General features: G+C 67.5%; 19 protein-coding genes. 9 read left to right on the forward strand and 10 right to left on the reverse strand.

Annotation, left to right across the window (positions count from 1 at the left end):
* Positions 1-49 precede the first annotated feature (49 nt).
* Complete coding sequence (locus tag FB381_RS21140) at positions 50-655, forward strand: hypothetical protein (protein ID WP_141782105.1); 606 nt, start codon at positions 50-52, stop codon at positions 653-655.
* Between the two features lie 92 nt (positions 656-747).
* On the opposite strand, the gene FB381_RS21145 is transcribed toward FB381_RS21140, so the two are convergent.
* Both FB381_RS21145 and miaB read right to left on the reverse strand, forming a co-directional pair.
* Entirely contained in the window at positions 748-1,680 is a 933-nt protein-coding gene (locus FB381_RS21145) for a zinc metalloprotease (RefSeq protein ID WP_141782106.1), read from the reverse strand.
* 131 nt (positions 1,681-1,811) lie between these two features.
* On the reverse strand, positions 1,812-3,314 hold the full coding sequence (miaB, locus tag FB381_RS21150) for a tRNA (N6-isopentenyl adenosine(37)-C2)-methylthiotransferase MiaB (protein ID WP_141782107.1): 1,503 nt from the start codon (positions 3,312-3,314) through the stop codon (positions 1,812-1,814).
* Positions 3,315-3,438: 124 nt separating this feature from the next.
* On the opposite strand from miaB, the gene FB381_RS21155 reads away from it, so the two are divergent.
* From FB381_RS21155 to FB381_RS21170, 4 genes are all read left to right on the forward strand, one after another.
* Positions 3,439-4,215 carry an amino acid ABC transporter ATP-binding protein gene (locus FB381_RS21155; RefSeq protein ID WP_141782108.1) on the forward strand — a complete coding sequence of 259 codons (777 nt, stop codon included), beginning with the start codon at positions 3,439-3,441 and terminating at the stop codon, positions 4,213-4,215.
* 73 nt (positions 4,216-4,288) lie between these two features.
* On the forward strand, positions 4,289-5,098 hold the full coding sequence (locus FB381_RS21160; RefSeq protein ID WP_141782109.1) for a glutamate ABC transporter substrate-binding protein: 810 nt from the start codon (positions 4,289-4,291) through the stop codon (positions 5,096-5,098).
* A 107-nt stretch (positions 5,099-5,205) separates the two neighbouring features.
* The gene (locus tag FB381_RS21165) at positions 5,206-5,898 is read left to right on the forward strand and encodes an amino acid ABC transporter permease (protein WP_141782110.1); all 693 of its coding nucleotides are present in this window, start codon (positions 5,206-5,208) and stop codon (positions 5,896-5,898) included.
* Positions 5,895-6,779 (forward strand): amino acid ABC transporter permease, encoded by an 885-nt coding sequence (locus FB381_RS21170; protein WP_141782111.1) that lies wholly within the window; start codon positions 5,895-5,897, stop codon positions 6,777-6,779. The genes FB381_RS21165 and FB381_RS21170 overlap by 4 nt, the downstream gene beginning before the upstream one ends.
* Before the next feature lie 88 nt (positions 6,780-6,867).
* Here the strand turns inward: FB381_RS21170 and FB381_RS21175 are convergent, their stop codons facing one another.
* From FB381_RS21175 to FB381_RS21190, 4 genes are all read right to left on the reverse strand, one after another.
* A complete protein-coding gene (locus tag FB381_RS21175) occupies positions 6,868-7,335 on the reverse strand; it encodes a hotdog fold domain-containing protein (protein ID WP_141782112.1) in 468 nt (155 codons plus the stop codon).
* Positions 7,336-7,384: 49 nt separating this feature from the next.
* Positions 7,385-7,651 (reverse strand): metal-sensitive transcriptional regulator, encoded by a 267-nt coding sequence (locus tag FB381_RS21180; RefSeq protein ID WP_141782113.1) that lies wholly within the window; start codon positions 7,649-7,651, stop codon positions 7,385-7,387.
* 152 nt (positions 7,652-7,803) lie between these two features.
* Positions 7,804-8,184: a VOC family protein gene (locus FB381_RS21185; protein WP_141782114.1), complete on the reverse strand. Its 381-nt coding sequence runs from the start codon at positions 8,182-8,184 to the stop codon at positions 7,804-7,806.
* A complete protein-coding gene (locus tag FB381_RS21190; RefSeq protein ID WP_141782115.1) occupies positions 8,181-8,978 on the reverse strand; it encodes a methyltransferase domain-containing protein in 798 nt (265 codons plus the stop codon). The genes FB381_RS21185 and FB381_RS21190 overlap by 4 nt, the downstream gene beginning before the upstream one ends.
* 107 nt (positions 8,979-9,085) lie before the next feature.
* Between FB381_RS21190 and FB381_RS21195 the strand changes: the two genes are divergently transcribed.
* A complete protein-coding gene (locus FB381_RS21195) occupies positions 9,086-9,574 on the forward strand; it encodes a MarR family winged helix-turn-helix transcriptional regulator (RefSeq protein WP_141782116.1) in 489 nt (162 codons plus the stop codon).
* 128 nt (positions 9,575-9,702) lie between these two features.
* On the opposite strand, the gene FB381_RS21200 is transcribed toward FB381_RS21195, so the two are convergent.
* A complete protein-coding gene (locus FB381_RS21200) occupies positions 9,703-11,517 on the reverse strand; it encodes an ABC-F family ATP-binding cassette domain-containing protein (protein WP_141782117.1) in 1,815 nt (604 codons plus the stop codon).
* Positions 11,518-11,644: 127 nt separating this feature from the next.
* Between FB381_RS21200 and FB381_RS21205 the strand changes: the two genes are divergently transcribed.
* On the forward strand, positions 11,645-12,901 hold the full coding sequence (locus FB381_RS21205) for a TetR/AcrR family transcriptional regulator (protein WP_170225259.1): 1,257 nt from the start codon (positions 11,645-11,647) through the stop codon (positions 12,899-12,901).
* A gap of 217 nt (positions 12,902-13,118) precedes the next feature.
* Positions 13,119-13,931, forward strand: a complete 813-nt coding sequence (locus tag FB381_RS21210; RefSeq protein WP_141782119.1) for an IclR family transcriptional regulator — start codon at positions 13,119-13,121, stop codon at positions 13,929-13,931.
* Positions 13,932-14,022: 91 nt separating this feature from the next.
* Here FB381_RS21210 and FB381_RS21215 read toward each other — a convergent pair whose 3' ends face one another.
* The 3 genes from FB381_RS21215 to FB381_RS24495 form a co-directional block, all read right to left on the reverse strand.
* A complete protein-coding gene (locus FB381_RS21215) occupies positions 14,023-14,925 on the reverse strand; it encodes a 4-(cytidine 5'-diphospho)-2-C-methyl-D-erythritol kinase (RefSeq protein WP_141782120.1) in 903 nt (300 codons plus the stop codon).
* Positions 14,922-15,830 (reverse strand): 16S rRNA (adenine(1518)-N(6)/adenine(1519)-N(6))-dimethyltransferase RsmA, encoded by a 909-nt coding sequence (gene rsmA / locus FB381_RS21220; RefSeq protein WP_141782121.1) that lies wholly within the window; start codon positions 15,828-15,830, stop codon positions 14,922-14,924. Before rsmA ends, FB381_RS21215 begins: the two co-directional genes overlap by 4 nt.
* 145 nt (positions 15,831-15,975) lie before the next feature.
* Positions 15,976-17,139 (reverse strand): resuscitation-promoting factor, encoded by a 1,164-nt coding sequence (locus FB381_RS24495; RefSeq protein WP_141782122.1) that lies wholly within the window; start codon positions 17,137-17,139, stop codon positions 15,976-15,978.
* 478 nt (positions 17,140-17,617) lie between these two features.
* Between FB381_RS24495 and FB381_RS21230 the strand changes: the two genes are divergently transcribed.
* Positions 17,618-19,948, forward strand: coding sequence for a M6 family metalloprotease domain-containing protein (locus FB381_RS21230; RefSeq protein ID WP_141782123.1), 2,331 nt, complete (start codon positions 17,618-17,620; stop codon positions 19,946-19,948).
* Positions 19,949-19,979 lie beyond the last annotated feature (31 nt).

The raw sequence follows: 19,979 nt of genomic DNA on the forward strand, positions 1-19,979 counted from the left end.
CACGCTCCTAATCCGGTCACAGCAATACGACTCGGAAGTGTGGACCACCATGTCTGAGAACTACGGCAACAGCGACGACCAGCAGAACTTCGGCCAGGAGGGTGGCCAGCAGCAGGAGCAGTCCAACCAGGGCGGCTTCGGCAACGAGCAGCAGGGCGGCCAGCAGCAGGAGCAGTCCAGCCAGGGCGGCTTCGGTGGCGAGCAGCAGGACCAGGGCGGCTCGTTCGGCGGCTCCGAGGGTGGCCAGCAGCAGGAGCAGGGTGGCTTCGGCAACGAGCAGTCCCAGGGCGGCCAGTCCGAGGGCGGCTTCGGCGGCGACCAGGGCGGCCAGTCCGAGGGCGGCTTCGGCGGCGAGCAGCAGCAGGAGCAGGGCAGCCAGTTCGGCGGCTCCGAGGGCGGCCAGCAGCAGGAGCAGGGCTTCGGCGGCGACCAGGGCGGCCAGTCCGAGGGCGGCTTCGGCGGCGAGCAGCAGCAGGAGCAGGGCAGCCAGTTCGGCGGCTCCGAGGGCGGCCAGCAGCAGGAGCAGGGCTTCGGCGGCGAGCAGGGCGGCCAGTCCGAGGGCGGCTTCGGCGGCGAGCAGCAGCAGGAGCAGGGCAACCAGGGTGGCTACGGCAACGAGCCGCAGGGCGGCGACCAGGGCCAGTCGCAGTACTGACCTGAGCCTGGGGCAGCACTGCTGAGCCAGCACCACAACGATCGAGCGCCGAGCCCGCGAGGGCTCGGCGCTCGACGTATCTCAGCGAAGGATCAGGCGCGGTACGCGACCCATCCGTCGATCATGCGCTGCACCTGACCCGGCGTGAACTCGTCCATGCACGCGTCCTCGGTGTAGTCCATGAAGTTGTGGATCGGGTCGAGCCCCGGAGCCGTGCAGGTGTCGGACCCCTCGGGGCATCCGAAGGCCGGCGCCGCCTCCGCCGGGGTGTCGCTGACTTGGTCGCCCTGACCGCTGCAGCCGCCCTGGAAGGTGTGGTAGAGGTGCAGCCAGTGACCGACCTCGTGCGTGGCCGTGTCGCCCTCGTCGTACGGCGCCGCCGATCCACCGGGCAGCGACTCCCCGAGGATGACCACGCCGTCCTGCGAGGAGATCTTCTTGGCCGGGAAGGTGGCCCAGCCGAGCAGGCCGTCGTCGATCTCGCCGAGGTAGATGTTGAGCGCGTTGTCACCGCCCTGACGCAGGGTCGACTTCATCTCACGCTCACCGCTCGACCCGGAGATGATCGGATACCAGTCCGGGTTGATCGTGGTCTCCTGGCCGGCGACCTCGAAGGAGAACGGCGTGCCGGCGTACGCCGCGTTGAGCACGTCGATCTGGGCGTCGATGTTGGCCTGCGGGATCGCGCCGGTGGTGGCGTCCTCCTGGATGACGTGCACGTAGGTCGGGATGGTCGTCGGGCCGAGGTCGGCGCCGCCGCCCTTCTTCCCCTTCGCCGCCAGCGCGTCGTCGAGCGCCTTCTCCTTGGCCGCGGCCTGCGAGCGGGTCAGGTGGTTGGTGTCGTGGACCTTCTTGGTGCCGTCGGCGACACGAGCGGCTCCGCCCGCGGCGGGGTCGAAGCAGGCACCGCCTCCTGCTGCCGCCTGGATCGCGGTCGCGGGCGCCGCAGCGGCCAGACCTGATGCCACGAGCACACCGAGTGCGCCCATCGCTGCTGCTCTGCTTGCCAGCTTGGGAATCGACATGGGGGTATCCCTTCCTGAGACAAAGTTGCCTCAGGTTAGGGCAGAAATACGGCCGAGCAGAGGGGTTGCTCGCAGAATTTGCCGTTCGTGCGGCCTCCGCCCGAACGACCTGCCGTGTTCAGTGGCCAGGCTCAGCCGCACGCCGGCGCGGGCGGCAGCGGTGCCGGCACACCGATCGACGGCATGCCCAGACCGACCGAGGCGGTGTCGGCCTCGGCTCGCCCCTGGCGGGCCTCCCAGGCGTCGCCCGAACGCGTGCGGCGTACCTCGAGCACGGGGTTGTCGGCGACCAGGTGGTGCGGCGCCGCGTAGGTGATCTCGACCTTGACCATGTCGCCGGGGCGTACGCCGTCGGCACCAGCGGAGCTGAAGTGCACCAGCCGGTTGTCGGGAGCGCGGCCGGAGAGCCGGTGGGTCTCGGAGTCCTTGCGGCCCTCGCCCTCGGCCACCATGAGCTCCAGCGTGCGTCCGACGTTCTTCTGGTTCTCCTCGTGGGCGATCTCGTTGACGAGGTCGACGAGACGGCCGTAGCGGTCCTTGACCACCTCGGGCGAGACCTGGTCGGGGAGGGCGGCGGCCGGGGTGCCGGGGCGCTTGGAGTATTGGAAGGTGAAGGCCGAGGCGAAGCGCGACTCACGCACCACGTCGAGGGTGCCCTGGAAGTCTTCCTCGGTCTCCCCCGGGAACCCGACGATGATGTCGGTGGTGATCGCGGCGTGCGGGATGGCCGCGCGCACGCGCTCGATGATGCCGAGGAACTTGGTCGACCGGTAGGAGCGACGCATCGCCTTCAGCACCCTGTCGGACCCGGACTGCAGCGGCATGTGCAGCGACGGCATCACGTTGGGCGTCTCGGCCATCGCCTCGATGACGTCGTCGGTGAACTCTGCCGGGTGAGGCGACGTGAACCGGACGCGCTCGAGACCTTCGATGTCACCGCACGCCCGCAGCAGCTTGGAGAAGGCCTGCCGGTCGGCGAACTCGACGCCGTAGGCGTTGACGTTCTGGCCCAGCAGCGTCACCTCGGTGACGCCCTCGGCGACCAGCGCCTCGATCTCGGCGAGGATCTCGCCGGGGCGGCGGTCCTTCTCCTTGCCCCGCAGCGACGGCACGATGCAGAAGGTGCAGGTGTTGTTGCAGCCCACGGAGATCGAGACCCACGCGGCGTACGCGGACTCGCGCTTCGTGGGCAGCGTCGAGGGGAAGACGTCGAGCGACTCGAGGATCTCGACCTGCGCCTCGTCCTGCACGCGCGCACGCTCGAGCAGCACCGGGAGCGAGCCGATGTTGTGCGTGCCGAAGACGACGTCGACGTAGGGCGCCTTGGCGGTGATCGTGTCGCGGTCCTTCTGCGCGAGGCAGCCGCCGACGGCGATCTGGAGGTCGGGGTTGGCCTCCTTGATCGGGGCCAGGTGGGAGAGGTTGCCGTAGAGCTTGTTGTCGGCGTTCTCCCGCACGGCGCAGGTGTTGAAGACGACCACGTCGGCCTGCGCACCCTCGCTCGCCCGCTGATAGCCCGCATCTTCGAGCAGCCCGGAGAGGCGCTCGGAATCGTGGACGTTCATCTGGCAGCCGTAGGTGCGGACTTCGTACGTACGGGCCGACGCTGAGCTCGAGGCGGTGGACACGGTCATAGCGCCTTCAAGAGTACGGCGGCGAGGCCCGACGGCAGGAAATCCCGACCAGTTATCCGCTTGTAACCGATACCCGGGGACCAAGTCATGGATGTGCAATGCAGGATGTGGTTAGGTCTGCGGCATGACCGTGCTTGACACAGAACCCACCAGCGCACCTTCCGGAGACGCTTTGGTGGTGCTCGACCATGTCGACAAGCACTACGGCGATCTGCACGTGCTCCAGGACATCAACCTGGAGATCAAGCGGGGCGAGGTCGTCGTGGTGATCGGACCCTCCGGCTCCGGCAAGTCGACGCTGTGCCGCACGATCAACCGCCTGGAGACGATCGACTCCGGCACGATCAAGCTCGACGGCAAGGAGCTGCCCGCGGAGGGCAAGGGCCTGGCCAAGCTGCGCGCCGAGGTCGGCATGGTCTTCCAGAGCTTCAACCTCTTCGCCCACAAGACGATCCTGCAGAACGTCACGCTGGGTCCGATGAAGGTGCGCAAGCTGAAGAAGCCCGACGCCGAGGCCGAGGCGACGAAGCTGCTCGACCGCGTCGGCGTCGGGCCCCAGGCCTCGAAGTACCCCGCGCAGCTCTCCGGCGGTCAGCAGCAGCGCGTCGCGATCGCGCGGGCGCTGGCGATGAAGCCGCAGGTGATGCTCTTCGACGAGCCCACCTCCGCCCTCGACCCGGAGATGGTCAAGGAGGTGCTTGACGTCATGGTCAGCCTCGCAAAGGAGGGCATGACGATGATCGTCGTCACCCACGAGATGGGTTTTGCCCGCATCGCCGCCGACCGCGTCGTCTTCATGGCCGACGGCCAGATCGTCGAGTCGAACACCCCCAACGAGTTCTTCGACAACCCGAAGTCCGACCGCGCCAAAGACTTCCTCGGCAAGATCCTCAAGCACTGACGTACGTCTCGGGTGAGCCTCGGCTCGCGAACCCTGCAACGCACCAACACTCATATCCCAGAAGGTGGATTCGATGAAGTTCAAGAAGATCGCCGCGGTCGTGGGCGCCCTCGCGCTCGCCGGCTCGCTCGCTGCCTGCGGCGGCAGCGACTCCGGCTCCGACGCCGGTGGCGACAAGATCAAGATCGGCATCAAGTACGACCAGCCCGGTCTCGGCTTCAAGAAGGCCGACGGCACCTATGCCGGCTTCGACGTCGACATGGCGAAGTACATCGCCAAGGGTCTTGGCTACGACGAGGACCAGATCCAGTGGGAGGAAGCGGTCTCCGCCAACCGCGAGACGTTCCTCAAGGACGGCAGCGTCGACATGATCCTGGCGACCTACTCGATCACCGACGAGCGCAAGGCCGAGGTCGACTTCGCCGGTCCTTACTACGTCGCCGGCCAAGACCTCCTGATTCGCGCGGACGACTCCTCGATCAAGGGCCCGGAGGACATGAAGGGCAAGAAGATCTGCTCGGTCACCGGTTCGACCTCCGCGCAGACGGTCAAGGACAAGTACGGCGCAGTGCCGCAGGAGTTCGACTCCTACAGCAAGTGCATCACCGCGCTCCAGGGTGGCCAGATCGACGCACTGACCACCGACGACATCATCCTCGCGGGTTACGCTGAGGAGTTCCCCGACGAGTTCAAGATCGTCGGTCAGCCCTTCACCGAGGAGAACTACGGTGTCGGCCTGCCCAAGGGCAGCAAGGACCGCGACAAGATCAACGACCTGATCGAGAAGTCCTTCGAGGACGGCGCCTGGGAGAAGGCCTTCAACGACAACCTCGGCAAGTCCGGCTACGAGCTTCCGGCGCCGCCGAAGGTCGACCGCTACTGAGCGTTCAGCGAAACCGAGTCGGCGCACTACGGACCGCAGCGATGCGGGCACCGAACTGCGCCGGCTCGGCATGAGCTGAAACGCATCGCCATTCCTGGAAGGACCTCATGGACCTCTTCTCCGAGTATGGGTCTGCCATCCTCGAAGCGTTCGGGCTGACCCTGAGACTCGCCGTCTTCAGCGGCATCTTCGCACTGCTGCTCGGCGTCGTGCTCGCCGTCTTCCGGGTCTCCCCGGTTCCGGTACTTCGCTGGGTCGGCGCCGCGGTCGTCTACACGTTCCGCAACACGCCACTGACGCTGGTGATGTTCTTTGCTCTCTTCGGGCTCTTCTACCAGCTCAAGTTGGGCGCGAGCCAGGAAGATCCTCTCAACGAGCAGAACTTCCAGCTCGCGGTCTTGGCGCTTTCGATCTACACCTCCACGTTCATCTGCGAGGTGCTGCGCTCCGGGATCAACACCGTGCCGCTCGGACAGGCTGAAGCGGCTCGGGCAATCGGCCTCACCTTCACTCAGAACCTCCGGCTGATCGTCCTCCCGCAAGCGCTGCGGTCGGTGCTCAACCCGTTGGCCAGCGTCTTGATCGCGATGATCAAGAACACCACCGTGGCCGTCACGATCGGCGTCGTCACGGCAACGGGCGTCAACGAAGCCTCCGGCCAGATGCGAACGATGATGGAGAACGAGGCAGACCAGATCGTGCTGATCTTCATCATCTTCTCGATCGGATTCATGATCATGACCCTGCCTGTCGGCTTCCTCGCCGGTTGGGCCTCCAAGAAATTCGCGGTGATCCGATGAGTGCCTCAGTTCTCTATGACGCTCCCGGGCCACGCGCCAAGGCACTCAACTGGGTCTACTCCGGGGTCGCACTGGCCATACTTGGATACGTCGCGTGGCTTGTGTACTCCAAGTTCGAGGAGACCGGGCAGTGGGAAGGCGAGAAGTGGACGCCGTTCCTGGACGCCGACGTGTGGAACAACCTTCTGATCCCGGGGCTGATAGGCACACTGAGCGCCTTTGCGCTCGGCTCGCTGCTCGCGTTGGCCTTCGGGTTCGTCTTCGCCGTCGGGCGACTCTCGGAGCGGAAGATCATCAGCATCCCGTGCGGCGTCGTCGTCGAGTTCTTCCGCTCGATCCCGATGTTGCTGCTGATGTTCTTCATCTACTTCATGCAGCCGTCACTCGGCATCGTACCGACCAGCATCTTCTGGGCTGTCGTGCTCGGTCTGATGCTCTACAACGGCTCGGTCATCGCGGAGATCATCCGCGCCGGCGTACACGCACTTCCGAAGGGGCAGACCGAGGCGGGTTCCGCTGTCGGCCTCACCTCGGGTCAGGTGATGCGTACGATCCTGCTTCCGCAGGCGGTTCGGTCGATGCTGCCGGCGATCATCGCCCAGCTCGTGGTGCTCCTCAAGGACACCGCGCTGGGTTATGTGCTCGGCTACAGCGAGCTGCTCAGCCAGGTCAAGCAGTTGGATGGAAACTTCCACAACCTGATCCCGGCGGCGATCGTGGTCGCTCTCATCTACATCATCCTGAATACGATCCTCGGCCTGGTGGCCAACTGGATCGAGGGACGTACGCGACGAGTAGGCCACACCGCGGGCCCGGTCGGTGCCGCGGATGACCCCGAGGTGCAGACCGCTCCTGCGACGGGCATGTCCGGCACCGTCTGAGGATCTGTCCGGCTGAGGACGCAACAACGGCCCGCTGCCCTTCGGGGCAGCGGGCCGTTGTTGCGTACCCGCTTCGCGGGCTGAGGTCTTACTTCTTCTTCGGGGTCACCCAGAGGTTGATGGTGCCCTCGATGGCGACGGTGCCGTCCTCGCGGACGCCCTTGACGCGCACGGCGAGGTCGCCGTCGGCGGTGTCCCACTGCTCCTGGTCGGTCTCCGCGATGCAGGTGATGTCGGTGGACGCCTTGGCGGTGTAGGAGACGGTCATGCCCTTGGGGATCCAGCGCTTGTCGCGCGGGATGGTGACCTCCGCGAGCGCGCCCATCGCCATCTCGAGGCCGTTGCACAGCGCGATGGCGTGCACGGTGCCGATGTGGTTGTGGTTGCCCTTGCGGTTGGGCACGATGACCTCGGCGTAGTTCGGCCGCAGCTGGTTGACCAGCGGGTGAATGCTGCCGAAGTAGGGCGCCTTCTTCGCGAACGCGACCGAGAATGCTCGCTTGCCCACAACCGGCACGCGGTTGAAGGACTTCCAGAGGTCGTAGAGCTGGCTCATGCTGGATAGGTTACCCGAGGGTAACCTCCTCCCCTCTCCTGGCCCGAGATCAGGAGAGGGAGAGGAAGACCTTCTCGAGCTCCTCGATCTGCTCCGGACGATCTCCGTCGGAGTGGGCGCGACGCAGCTCGTTGGAGAGCAGCGCGAAGGCAGCCTTGTCGAGAGCGCGGGTCACTGCCTTGAGCTGGCCGACCACATCGGCGAGCTCGCGGCCGTCTTCGATCATGCGGAGCACGCCACCGAGCTGGCCCTGAGCCCTGCGGACTCGATTGACCACGCTCGTCGTCTCCGCGTCCCGAGGCTGGGGGACGGTCACGTCGTCAGTCAAAGTCTTGCCTTCCATCATTTCTTGCATCATTCCTGGCATCGTCGTTGCATCCCCCGGGGGACAACGGTCCAGACCAGTAGGCGTTACGGCTCGGTTTTCGGCTGATTCTGCTTTTCGCCTACGCGGAGCCGGAGATCGTGCTAGTCCGTGACCTGCCACACAATCTCGACGCGGTTGCCGAACGGATCGTGCACGTGGAAACGCTGGAAGTCACCGGCGTTGTGGCGCTGACTCCAGTCGACCTCGAAGCCCATGCCGGCGAGCCTCGCCCCGACGGCTTCGAGATCCGCCTCGGTCTCGACTGCGAGAGCAGGGTGGGCCTTGGCCTGCGGCCGGTGCGGATCCTCGACGCCGAGATGGATCTCCGCGCCACCCGGCGAGCGGAACCAGGCGCCGCCACGTGTGGCCAGCTCCGCCGGCTTCGGCACCTCGACCAGCCCGAGCCCGTCGGCATAGAAGATCCTGGCGTCGCCCTCCCGACCGGCAGGCATCCCGACCTGCACATGGTGGATGCGCATCATGACGTCAGCCTGCGGGCAGCGACGAAGATGCGACGGAACGGGAGCAGGACGAAACTGTTTCCTACCGAATCGTTTCGTACGGGATAGGCCCGTGACAGACGTTCTCGGAGCTCATCGGCGAAAGGCTCGAACAGTCCCACCTTCTCGAGCGCCGCCGCCGTCGGTCGCAGACTGGTCCCGGAGATCCAGGTGAAGACGGGGTCCTCGCCGGTCAACACATGGAGGTAGGTCGTCTCCCAGGCGTCGACCTCGAACCCCTCCCCCACGAGTGCGTCGTAGTAGTCGGCCGGATCGTGCGACCCGGGCGCCTCGAGATGCTCGACATGGGCGGCGTACGGCTCCTCGGCGGCGAGCTCCGCGCGCAGCGTATGGCTGGGCTCGGCGAAGTTGCCCGGCACCTGGAAGGCGAACCAGCCACCTCGCTTGACCGTGCCGGCGAGGATCGGGAGCAGATCCAGGTGGCCGGGGACCCACTGGAGGGTGGCATTGGAGAGGAGCACGTCGACCGAGGCAGGCTGCGCCGACTCGGCCCAGTCACGCAGGTCGGCGACTGCGAAGTCGACCCCGTCGACGCTCGCGCGCGCCTTGTCGATCATCGGGGCACTGGAGTCGACGCCGACGACGCGCGCGCCCGGCCAGCGGGCCGCCGCAAGGGCAGTCAGGTTGCCCGGGCCGCAGCCGAGATCGACGACATCGTTCGGCTGATCGGCGTCGACGCGGCGAAGCAGGTCGACGAGCGGGCGCGCCCGCTCGTCGGAGTAGGTGAGGTAGCGCTCGGGATCCCATGCGGGCATGGCGTACGTCCTTAGGTTTGTCTTGATGTCAAGATATATCGATCCTCCACCCGACTTGTCTCGATGTCAAGATTCTCGATGGAGCGGTCCTGGGCTAGGGTTTGGTCATGCGCGACGAAGTCGACGACCTGAGCGAGGCCTGGGCACACGAGCGACCCGACCTGGACCTCGGGCCCGTCGAGATCTTCTCGCGGCTCTCCAGGCTCTCTCGTCATCTCGACCTCGCCCGACGCGACGCATTCTCCGGATCCGGGATCGAGTCGTGGGAGTTCGACGTGCTCGCCGCACTGCGCCGGGCGGGCGCCCCCTACGAGCTCTCCCCCGGACGGCTGCTGCGCGAGACCCTCGTGACCAGCGGCACGATGACCAACCGCGTCGACCGGCTCACCGCGCGCGGGCTGGTGGAACGCCTGCCCGACCCGGCCGACCGCCGAGGCGTGCTCGTACGCCTCACCCCCGACGGCAAGGCCACCGTCGACAGCGCCTTCGAGGCCCTGCTCGCCGCCGAGCGCGAGTTCCTCGACGGCCTCTCCGACGATCAGCAGGGCCACCTCACCGACCTGCTGCGACGCCTGCTCGTCCCGTTCTCGTCCTGACCCCGTACGCCGAGTCGGCTCGTTCTGACCGAAAACCCCGTCGAGTCGGCTCGTTATGACGAGCCGACTCGACGCGAAATCTTGTCAGGATGCGCCGACTCGGCACACATGGCGTACGCAGCCGCGGGCTACTCCAGCACCTCGGCGGCCTCGAGCCACTCCATCTCGAGGTCGTCCTTCTCGGCGGAGAGCTTGTCGAGCTCGGCGCTCAGGTCGGCGAGCTTGGTGTAGTCGTTGACCGCCTCGGCCATCGCGAGCTCGAGCTTCTGCTGCTGCTCGGAGATACGTTCGAGCTGCTTGTCGATGCGAGCGACGACCTTCTTCGCGGCACGCTCCTCGGCGGAGCCGGGCTTGGCCTTCGCGGTGCTCGACGGTGACGTCTCGGCCTGCACAGATGACGTCTCGGCCTGCAGGCCTGACGTCTCGGCGGTGGCTCCCCCGCTCGGCGCGGGGATGGGGAGGCGGCGCTCGAGATACTCGTCGACGCCTCTGGGAAGCATGGAGATCTGGCCGTCGCCGAGCAGGGCCCAGACGGAGTCGGTGACGCGCTCGAGGAAGTAACGGTCGTGGGAGACGACGATCAGGGTGCCGGGCCAGGCGTCGAGGAAGTCCTCGAGCACGTTGAGCGTATCGATGTCGAGGTCGTTGGTGGGCTCGTCGAGGAGCAGCACGTTGGGCTCGGTCAGCAGCAGCCGCAGGAGCTGGAAGCGACGGCGCTCGCCACCGGAGAGGTCTCCGATACGGGTGACCAGCTTGTCACCGGTGAACCCGAAGCGCTCGAGCATCGAGGTCGCCGAGAGCTCCTGACCGTCGGTCGTCTTGGTGACCCGCTTGATCGACTCCACCGTCGGCAGCACCCGCGCCTCGGGGTCGAGGTCGTCGAGCTGCTGGGTCAGGTGCTGAAGAGCGATGGTGCGGCCGTGGCGTACCTTCCCGACCGCCGGCGGGAGGGAGCCGTCGAGCAGCGACAGCACCGAGGTCTTGCCGGCGCCGTTGACGCCGACGATGCCGATCCGGTCGCCGGGGCCGATGCGCCAGGTGGCGTGCGACAGGAGCTGCCGCTCGCCGCGGAAGAGGTCGACGTCCTCGACGTCGATGACGTCCTTGCCGAGCCGCTGGGTGGCGAACTTCTGCAGCTCGAAGCGGTCACGGGGCGGAGGTACGTCCTCGATGAGCTGGTTGGCGGCGTCGATGCGGAACTTCGGCTTCGACGTACGCGCCGGGGCGCCGCGACGCAGCCAGGCCAGCTCCTTGCGGACGAGGTTCTGACGGCGCACCTCGGTGGCGGCCGCCTGGCGAGACCGCTCCGCCTTGGCGAGCACGAACGCGGCATAGCCGCCCTCATAGGCGTCGACGGCCCCGTCGTGCACCTCCCAGGTGAACTGGCAGACCGCATCGAGGAACCAGCGGTCGTGAGTGACCACGACGAGCGCGGAGGTGCGCTTGGCCAGGTGCGAGGCGAGCCAGGCGACGGCCTCGACATCGAGGTGGTTGGTGGGCTCGTCGAGCACGATCAGGTCATGGTCGCCGAGCAGCAGCTCCGCCAGCGCGCAGCGACGGCGCTCGCCGCCGGAGAGCCCCACCACCGCCCGGTCGAGGTCGATCCCGGCCAAGAGCTGCTCCACGATCTCGCGCAGAGCGGGTACGCCGGCCCATTCGTGGTCCGAGCGCCCACCGAGCACGGCCTCGCGCACGCTGTGGGAGTCGACGAGCTGGTCACCCTGGTGCAGGAAGCCGACCAGCAGCCCGCGCTGGCGCGAGACCCGGCCGGAGTCGGGCTCCTCCAGGCCGGTCATCACCTGCAGCAGCGTCGTCTTCCCGTCGCCGTTGCGGCCGACGATGCCGATCCGCTCACCGGCGTTGATGCCGAGGGAGACGTCGTCGAGAAGGGGCCGGATGCCGTACGCCTTGGAGACGTGCTCGAGGTTGAGGAGGTTCGCCATATCGCCTCCCATTGTCCCCGAGAGTGGTGAGGCGGCCATCATCGCGGGCCCCGGACCAGATCCGATCACGCCCGCCCAGCGGCACGCCGTGGCCCACACCCAGGACCGAATCCCTACACTCGGTGCAATGTCGGACAAGGTGCCTCGGGGTCGCGGTCATGGCTCGAGGCAGGTCATCCTCGACGCCGCGCTCGGCCTCGCCGCAGCCAGGGGCTATGTCGGCACCACGATGGCGCTGGTGCGCCGCGCGACCCAGCTGCCGCCGTCGTCCCTCTACTGGCACTTCTCCAACAAGGACGAGCTGCTCGCCGAGGCCCTCGAGCACGGCCATGCACGATGGCGCCGGGGCGGGCGACGTTGGGCGCCGGCCACCGACGGCGAGGATCTGCGCGAGGCGCTGCTCGCCAACATCCGCCGCACCACCTCGGGCACCGGCGACGCCAAGGCCGACTGGTGGCGGATGGGGCTGATCCTCGCCATCGAGTCCGGGCCGACGGTCGGCGACGGCCCACGGGAGCGCTTCCTCCGGATCCGCGCGCAGGTGCGGGCCGAGTTCGAGCAGTGGTGGTCACAGGCGACCGACCTTCCGTCCGCACACGTCAAGACCATCGCGCAACTGACCCTCGCCGCACACGACGGCCTCTTCGTCCACCTCCAGACCGACGAGAACGCCGACCTCGACCCGCTCCTGCGACGTCTCGCCGACGGTCTCGTCGAGATCGCCGACCACCTCCGGGATGCGCCCGAGGTCTCGCCGGCCGTGGCGGCACGGCCGCCGATGACGTACGAGATCGGGAGCAGCAGCCGCGAGAGACTGATCGCGGCAGCGCTCGAGGTGGCCGCGGAGAGCGGCTACGAGGGCGCCTCGATCAGCCGGATCTGTGCCACGGCGGGCATGCGGGCATCCTCGGTCTACTGGCACTTCGAGAACAAGGACGACCTGTTCTCGGCGGCCGTCGACGACTCCTACCGGGCCTGGCACCGCGCACAGTCCTCGTGGCTGCCGCTGGGCGCGGATGTCGACCGGGCCACCGACCTCCCCGTCATGCTGACCCCGCTCGTGGCGAGCCTGCGCGACCTGCCCCCGTTCCTGCGCATCGGGTTGATGCTCGTGCTCCCCAAGCGGGCCGAGCCGCTGCCCGGCCGCGACAGGTTCGTGGCCGTCCGCCACCAGACCCGCGACGACCTGGCCCGCTGGATCCGCGGCGCTCTCGAGGTCGACCCGCCCGACGCCGAGGAGATGGCCACTCTCCTGGTCTCGATCGGCGACGGACTCCTCTTCGCCGAGGCGCTCGACGGCACCGACATGCCACCAGAGACGACATCAGACCTGCTGGCTCACCTGATCATGGCCCGGTCGTTTCATGCACAGAGCAGTCACTGACCAACTACCGTAGACCCACAGAGGATCTACGACGCTAACGGTCGGAAACGCATACAACTGCATGCCGTGTCATCTATCTTCGCAGGTCAGGAATGAGATTTATCCGACATTTCCGGCTCAACCTCCGGAACGATCGTTACAGTGACTGGTGTCACAGAGAGTTGGAGCCACCAGATCCCCCTTTCATGGTGTCTCCGCCTCAGTAAAGGAGCCCCCCATGAGCGTCACTGCTATCCCCTCCCTGGCTAGTCAGCACGACCATGAAGGCGCCGAGAGAACGACCCCCTCGGCGACCCCGTCTGCGACGAAGGCCCTCCAGATCCTGGAGGCATTTCTCGGCGCTGGTCCCAAGCTGGGCGTGAGCGAGATCGCGCGCACCGCCGGCCTACCCAAGTCCACCGCGTTCCGGCTCCTGCGGCAGCTCGAGCAGAGCGGCTACGTCGAGCGCACCGGTCGCCACTACGTGCTCGGGCGCAGGCTCTTCGAGCTCGGCAACGCCGTGCAGATCTGCCGGCCTCAGGGCATCCGCGAGACCGCGATGCCGCATCTGGCCGAGCTCTTCGTGGCGACCGGCAAGTCCGTCCAGCTCGCCATCCTCGAGGGCACCGACGTCGTCATCCTCGAGAAGATCGCCGGACGTGGCGGCATCCAGACCGAGACGTACGTCGGCGGGCGCGCACCTGCCGCGTGCTCCGCGCTCGGCAAGGCCATCCTCGCCTTCAGCGACCGCACGCACATCGCAGCAGTGCTCGAGTCAGGGCTGGTGCGGCGTACCAGGCACTCGCACGGCGACCCGGCGAAGTTCCTCGCCGAGCTCCGACGCACCAACAGCGAGCGCATCGCGTTCGACCGCGAAGAGGCTCAGCTCGGCATCGTCAGCGCCGCTGTGCCGATCATGGTCGACGGACGCGCCATCGCCGCCGTCTCCATCTCCGGCAACCCCTCCGGCTTCAACGCCGCCAGCATCACCCGCCACCTGCGACGTGCCGCCGCAGCCATCTCCGACGAGGTCATCTCCAGCGCAGCCTGACCCACCCCGCCGAGACGTCGCTCCTGCAGGTCGAGTTGGCACGGAGTTGCCAACTCGACCTGCAGACCTGACTTCTCGACAGGATCCGGAGTCAGTAGGTGATGACGTGGGCGCCGGCGACGGGGCCGGGGGCGGTCCAGACGCGGGGGTGGTCCAGGGCTTGCATCGCGCCGGCGACCTCGCGGGCGTGGGTGGCGTCGCGGCAGAGCAGCAGCACGGTCGGGCCGGAGCCGGAGAGCTGCACGGCGAGGGCGCCGGCCTCTTCGGCGTCGGCGAAGGTCTGGGCCAGGTCAGGACGCAGCGCGAGTGCCGGCGCCTGAAGATCGTTGGCGAGAGCCTCGGCGAGAAGCTCCACGTCGCCCTTCTCCAGGGCGGCGAGCAAGGGTTCGGGCACCTCGGGGTCGCCTGATCCGCCGCGGGTGAGCTCGTCGAAGGCGCGATAGACCGACGGGGTCGACAGGCCCTGCTCGTTGCCGACAGCGACCCACCACCACGCGCCGTTGTCGGCGACCGGCGCGACGATCTCGCCGCGGCCGCGGCCGATGGCGGTGGCGCCGACGAGCGCGAAAGGTACGTCGGAGCCCAGCTCGGCCGCGAGGCTCAGCAGGTCGTCGTCGGAGGTCTGCAGCGACCACAGCCGGTCGAGCGCGACGAGCGTGGCGGCCGCATCGGCTGATCCGCCGGCCAGGCCGCCGGCGACCGGGATGCCCTTGTGGATCGCGATCCGTGCCGCGTTGCCGATGCCGTGGTGCTCGGTGAGCGCCCGCCCGGCCCGCACCACGATGTTGTCGTCACCGGTCGGCACCTCGTGCACCGCGATGCGGTCCTCCGCGGTGACCACGACCTCCCACCGATCGGCGTCGCTCACGCTGACGTCGTCGTAGAGGCCGATCGCGTGGTAGACGGTCGCGAGCGGATGGAAGCCGTCGTCGCGCACAGCCCCCACCCCGAGGTGCAGGTTGAACTTCGCGGCCGCACGGACGGTGACACTCATCGGGGCTCCTCGACGACATCACCGGACCGCAGCGAGTCGGCGATGCGTACGAAATCGTGGATGGTCAGCGACTCTCCGCGGGCGAGCGGGTCGACACCGGCCGCGACGAGCGCGGACTCGGCGGCCGCGGCGGAGCCGGCCAGAGGCTTGAGTACGCCGCGCAGCGCCTTGCGGCGTTGCGCGAAGGCTGCGTCCACCACTGCGAACACCTCCTCGCGGGTCACGGATCCGCCTGAGCTCGACCCGACAGCACCGGCCGGAGGCTCACGGTGGGTCCAGGCGACGAGCCCGGAGTCGACGTTGGGTGCCGGCCAGAAGACGTTGCGGCCGATCGCGCCGGCGCGGCGTACGTCGGCATACCAGGCGGCCTTGACCGAGGGGACTCCGTAGACCTTCGAGCCCGGCTTGGCGGCCAGTCGGTCGGCGACCTCGGACTGCACCATCACCAGGCCGCGCTCCAACGACGGCAGCAGCGACATCAGGTGCAGCAGCACCGGCACCGAGACGTTGTAGGGGAGGTTGGCGACCAGCGCGGTGGGCGGCGGTCCGGGCACCGACTCCACCCTCAGAGCGTCGGCGTGCACCAGGCTGAACGCGCCGGCCTGGGCGGGGGCGTAGTCGTCGATGGTTCGCGGCAGCCGCTCGGCGAGGTCGGCGTCGATCTCGATGGCGGTGACCTTCGCGCCCGTCTCGAGGATGGCGAGGGTCAGCGAACCCAGCCCGGGGCCGACTTCCACCACGACGTCATCGGCGCCGACGCCGGACTCGCGAACGATCCGGCGCACGGTGTTGGCGTCGATGACGAAGTTCTGCCCACGCTGCTTGGTCGGGCGAAGGTCGAGCTCAGCCGCCAGCGACCTGACTTCCGCCGGACCCAACAGGCGCGGCGGAGTGCGGTCGGTCATGACCACAGCGTAGGCCCCACCACGCCGAGTCGGCGCATCTGTCCCGCCCCACAACGCCGAGTCGACGCGTCTGTCCCACGTTGTTGGGGCAGACGCGCCGACTCGAGCCCGATCTCTGGGGCAGATGCGCCGACTCGCGGCTGGATTACTGCGGCAGGCCCATGCTCTGCGAGCAGGCGGGCCAGGAGCCGTAGCCGCCACCGTTGGCGTCGCGGACCTTCTCGGCGACCGCGATCTGGGCCTCACGGCTGTTCTCGTGCGGGAGACCGCTGCCGCCGTACGCGTGCCAGGTCTCGGCGTTGAACTGCAGACCACCGTAGTAGCCGTTGCCGGTGTTGATCGACCAGTTGCCGCCGGACTCGCACTGGGCGAGCTGGTCCCAGACGCTGCTGCCGCCGGCGAAGTTGGGCGCAGGCTCTTCCTCCACCTTGGTGCCGACCTTGACGACGCGCGTCTCGGCCTTCTCGAGCGACTTCTGCTCGAGCACCTTCCTGGAGACGGCCTCGCCGTTCTTGTAGACGACGCGGTAGGTCACCGCACGGGCCCCGTCGGAGCCCTCCTCGACGACCTTGGTCTCGCCCTCGGGCAGCGACGGGTCCTCCTGCTCCTTGACCGGAGCCTCGACGGTCTCGCGGGCGACCTTCTGGGTCTTGGAGGAGAAGTCGGTGTAGACGATCTTCTGACCGCTCTTCAGCGTCTTGTCGGCCGCAGGGCTGACCTTGTCGCGGCGCTCGAGCTTGACGTCGAGCTCCTTGAGCGCATCGCCGACGGTGATCGCGGCGACGTCGACCTTCTTGGCCTTCTTGCCGGCCAGCTCGACCTTGACGGTCTTCGGGGTGACGACGTCGAGCGACATCCCGTCGCGGCCGATGTAGGCGCCGCGGCTGGTGGAGAGCTTGGCGCGGTCGAAGTCACGGCCGAGCTCGGAGAGCGCACCGCCGACGGTGGTCGCGGTGACCCAGTGCTCCTGGTCCTTGCCGTCGACCTCGAGGCTCAGCTGCCGTGCGTAGCGCACGCTGATCGCGCTGCCGTCCTCGACCTTGGTGTCGGTCGAGGGAGCGACCGCGTCGCGGTCGCCGACCTTGATGCCCTCGGCCTCGAGAACATCACCGACGGTGTCGGCGTTGACGCTGACGTCCTTGGCCTTGCCGTCGACCGAGACGATGACGTCGGTCTGGGACGTCTTCACGCCGTACGCAGCGCCCCCTCCGGCGACCACTGCTGCGGCGAGCCCGCCGACCAGGATGGCCTTGCGCCGGCGGGTGGATGCGATGTTGCGGATCCGCGAGTTGATGCTGCTGACGGACACGTTGCTCCGATGTTTGCGCTCTCCGGGCACGGGCGAACGGCGTTACGAGATCGAATGATCTGCGCGCTGAGGCCCTCCCCAACACCGTCCGGATCTATCCCGATCCCGGCTTTCTCGCCGACCAGAGGAACAAAACCAATCGGTTAAATGCAAGTCTTCTGTCCATTCCGGAAGCAATCACAAGGATGCAATATCGGCATCGTTCGACTGGTCTAGACAGCTGTCAATACCCGACAAGCCAAACAACATGCGTGCGATTCACCACATCAAAACCGCAGGTCAAGCCGGTTGATCCGGGTAAATGTCGTAATCCCGCCACGAAATATCGTGCCGGTTGACCAATAGGCGACAAATCCTTTACAGGCGCCTGCATTGCTTGGTGAGGTACTCCGAGGTCATCTGTGTCGTGATGGCCCGTCGTGCCGGTCGGTTCTCGGGTAGGCAGATGTGCGCGATGTCACCAGACTCCGGAGGAACGATGAACAGACGCCTTACCAGCGTTATCGCCGCGGTCGCGGTCGCCGGCGTGACGCCAGTGGCCCTGGCTCACTCGTCGGCCAGCGCCGCCGAGGAAACGGGCACCCGAGCAGCAGCCGCGGTGAAGCAGAAGGTCGATGACAAGCCCGATGCGCTCAACACCAAGCGCCGCGAGCTCAAGTCCAACGCCGCCACCGCCGTCGCCTCGGGCGAGAAGAAGACGGTCACCAAGAACGGCAGCCAGGTCGTCAAGATGGGTTCGGGCAAGAACGCCCACTGGGTGGAGCACGAGCCCACCGAGCAGTCCCAGCTGCTGAGCTTCCTGGTCGAGTTCGGCGAGGGCGGCAACCCGGCCTTCCCCGAGAACACCTCGGGCCCGCTCCACAACGAGATCGAGGCGCCCGGCGAGGACGACAACTCGACCTACTGGGAGAAGGACTTCTCCCAGCAGCACTACAAGGACATGTTCTTCAACGAGACGAAGGGCGCCGAGTCCTTCCACAACGCCTACAAGGAGATGTCGAGCGGCCGCTTCGACCTCAAGGGCGACGTCAGCGACTGGGTGACCCTCCCGCACGCCGAGTCCTACTACCAGGACGAGACCGGTGACGAGAGCGCCGCGTCGATGAAGAACTACATCCAGGACAGCGCCAACGCCTGGTACGACGCGCAGAAGGCCTCCGGCAAGACCGACGCCGAGATCACCGAGTACCTCCAGAGCTACGACATCTGGGACCGCTACGACCTCGACGGCGACGGCAACTTCAACGAGCCCGACGGCTACATCGACCACTTCCAGGCGATCCACTCCGGCGAGGGCGAGGAGGCCGGCGCCGACCCGTGGACCATCTGGTCGCACCGCTGGGCCGCCAACGCCTCCGGCTCCGACGGCCCCGCCGACTTCCCGAAGGCCGGCGGCGTCAAGATCGGCAACACCGACATCTGGATCCGTGACTACACCACCGAGCCCGAGAACGGCGGCCTGGGCGTCTTCACCCACGAGTTCGGCCACGACCTCGGCCTGCCGGACTTCTACGACACCAACGGCGGCGAGAACGGCACCGGCTTCTGGACCCTGATGAGCTCCGGCTCCTGGCTGGGTCACGGTGACGGCACCATCGGCACCACCCCCAACCACATGGGCGCCCCGGAGAAGCTCTTCCTCGGCTGGCTCAACTACGACACCGTCGAGGCCGGCTCCTCCAAGAAGCTGACGCTCGGCCCGAGCTATCACGACACCGGCGACAAGACCCCACAGGCGCTCGTCGTCAACCTTCCCGACGGCGAGGCGACCCACGACGTCGGCTCCGGCACGTCGGGCAAGACCTTCCTCTACTCCGGCAGGGGCGATGACCGTACGGCCACCGCGGTCAGCCCGGAGATCGCGGTGCCCGAGGGCGGCACGCTCTCGGCCAAGGTGAAGTACGACCTCGAAGCGGAGTACGACTTCACCTTCGTGGAGGCCTCGACCGACGGCGGCACCACCTGGAGCTCGCCGCTGGCAACGAACCTGTCCGAGGCCGACTACAACAACGGCATCAGCGGCACCTCCGACAGCACCTGTGACGGCAACTGCGCCGACCACAACCCGGAGGAGTACGTCGACCTGACTGCTGACCTGGCTGCGTACGCGGGGCAGAACGTGAAGCTCCGCTTCCGCACCTCCAACGACGGCGGCGTCGCCTACTACGGCTTCGCCATCGACGACCTCGCGGTCGGCTCGGCGTACAGCACGGACTTCTCGTCGTTCGACGACTGGACCGTCAACGAGTACATGGGCATCACCGACGGCTCCTACACCGAGACGTTCTCGCGCTCCTACATCGCCGAGAACCGGCAGTACAAGGGCTACGACAAGACCCTGGCCACCGGCCCGTACAACTTCGGTTACGGGGTCACCGCGCCCGACAAGGTCGACCACTACGCCTACCAGGACGGCCTGCTGATCTGGTTCCAGAACGGCGCGTTCACCGACAACAACACCTCCCAGCACCCCGGTGGTGGGCAGGCGCTGGTCGTCGACGCCACCGCGGGCGCCCAGAAGTGGTCCGACGGCACCCTGTCCCGCAACCGGATGCAGGGCTACGACTCGACGTTCGATGTCGACCGCACCGACCGGCTGCACCTCGAGAGCGAGGTCGCGGACGCCGAGAACAACGTCCTCGACGTGCCGAGCCGCAAGGGCGTCAGCACGTTCGACGACAGCTCGGAGACGGCCTACTGGAACGAGGCCAACCCGGCGCACTCGACCAAGACCGCCGGCAGCGGTGTGAAGATCCAGGTGCTCTCCTCCGACGAGCGCAAGGGCACGATGAAGATCAACGTCTCCTGACCTGATCCACGTCGAAGGGCCCGAGGCGATC

This window comes from Nocardioides albertanoniae, assembly GCF_006716315.1.
Taxonomy (GTDB): domain Bacteria; phylum Actinomycetota; class Actinomycetes; order Propionibacteriales; family Nocardioidaceae; genus Nocardioides; species Nocardioides albertanoniae.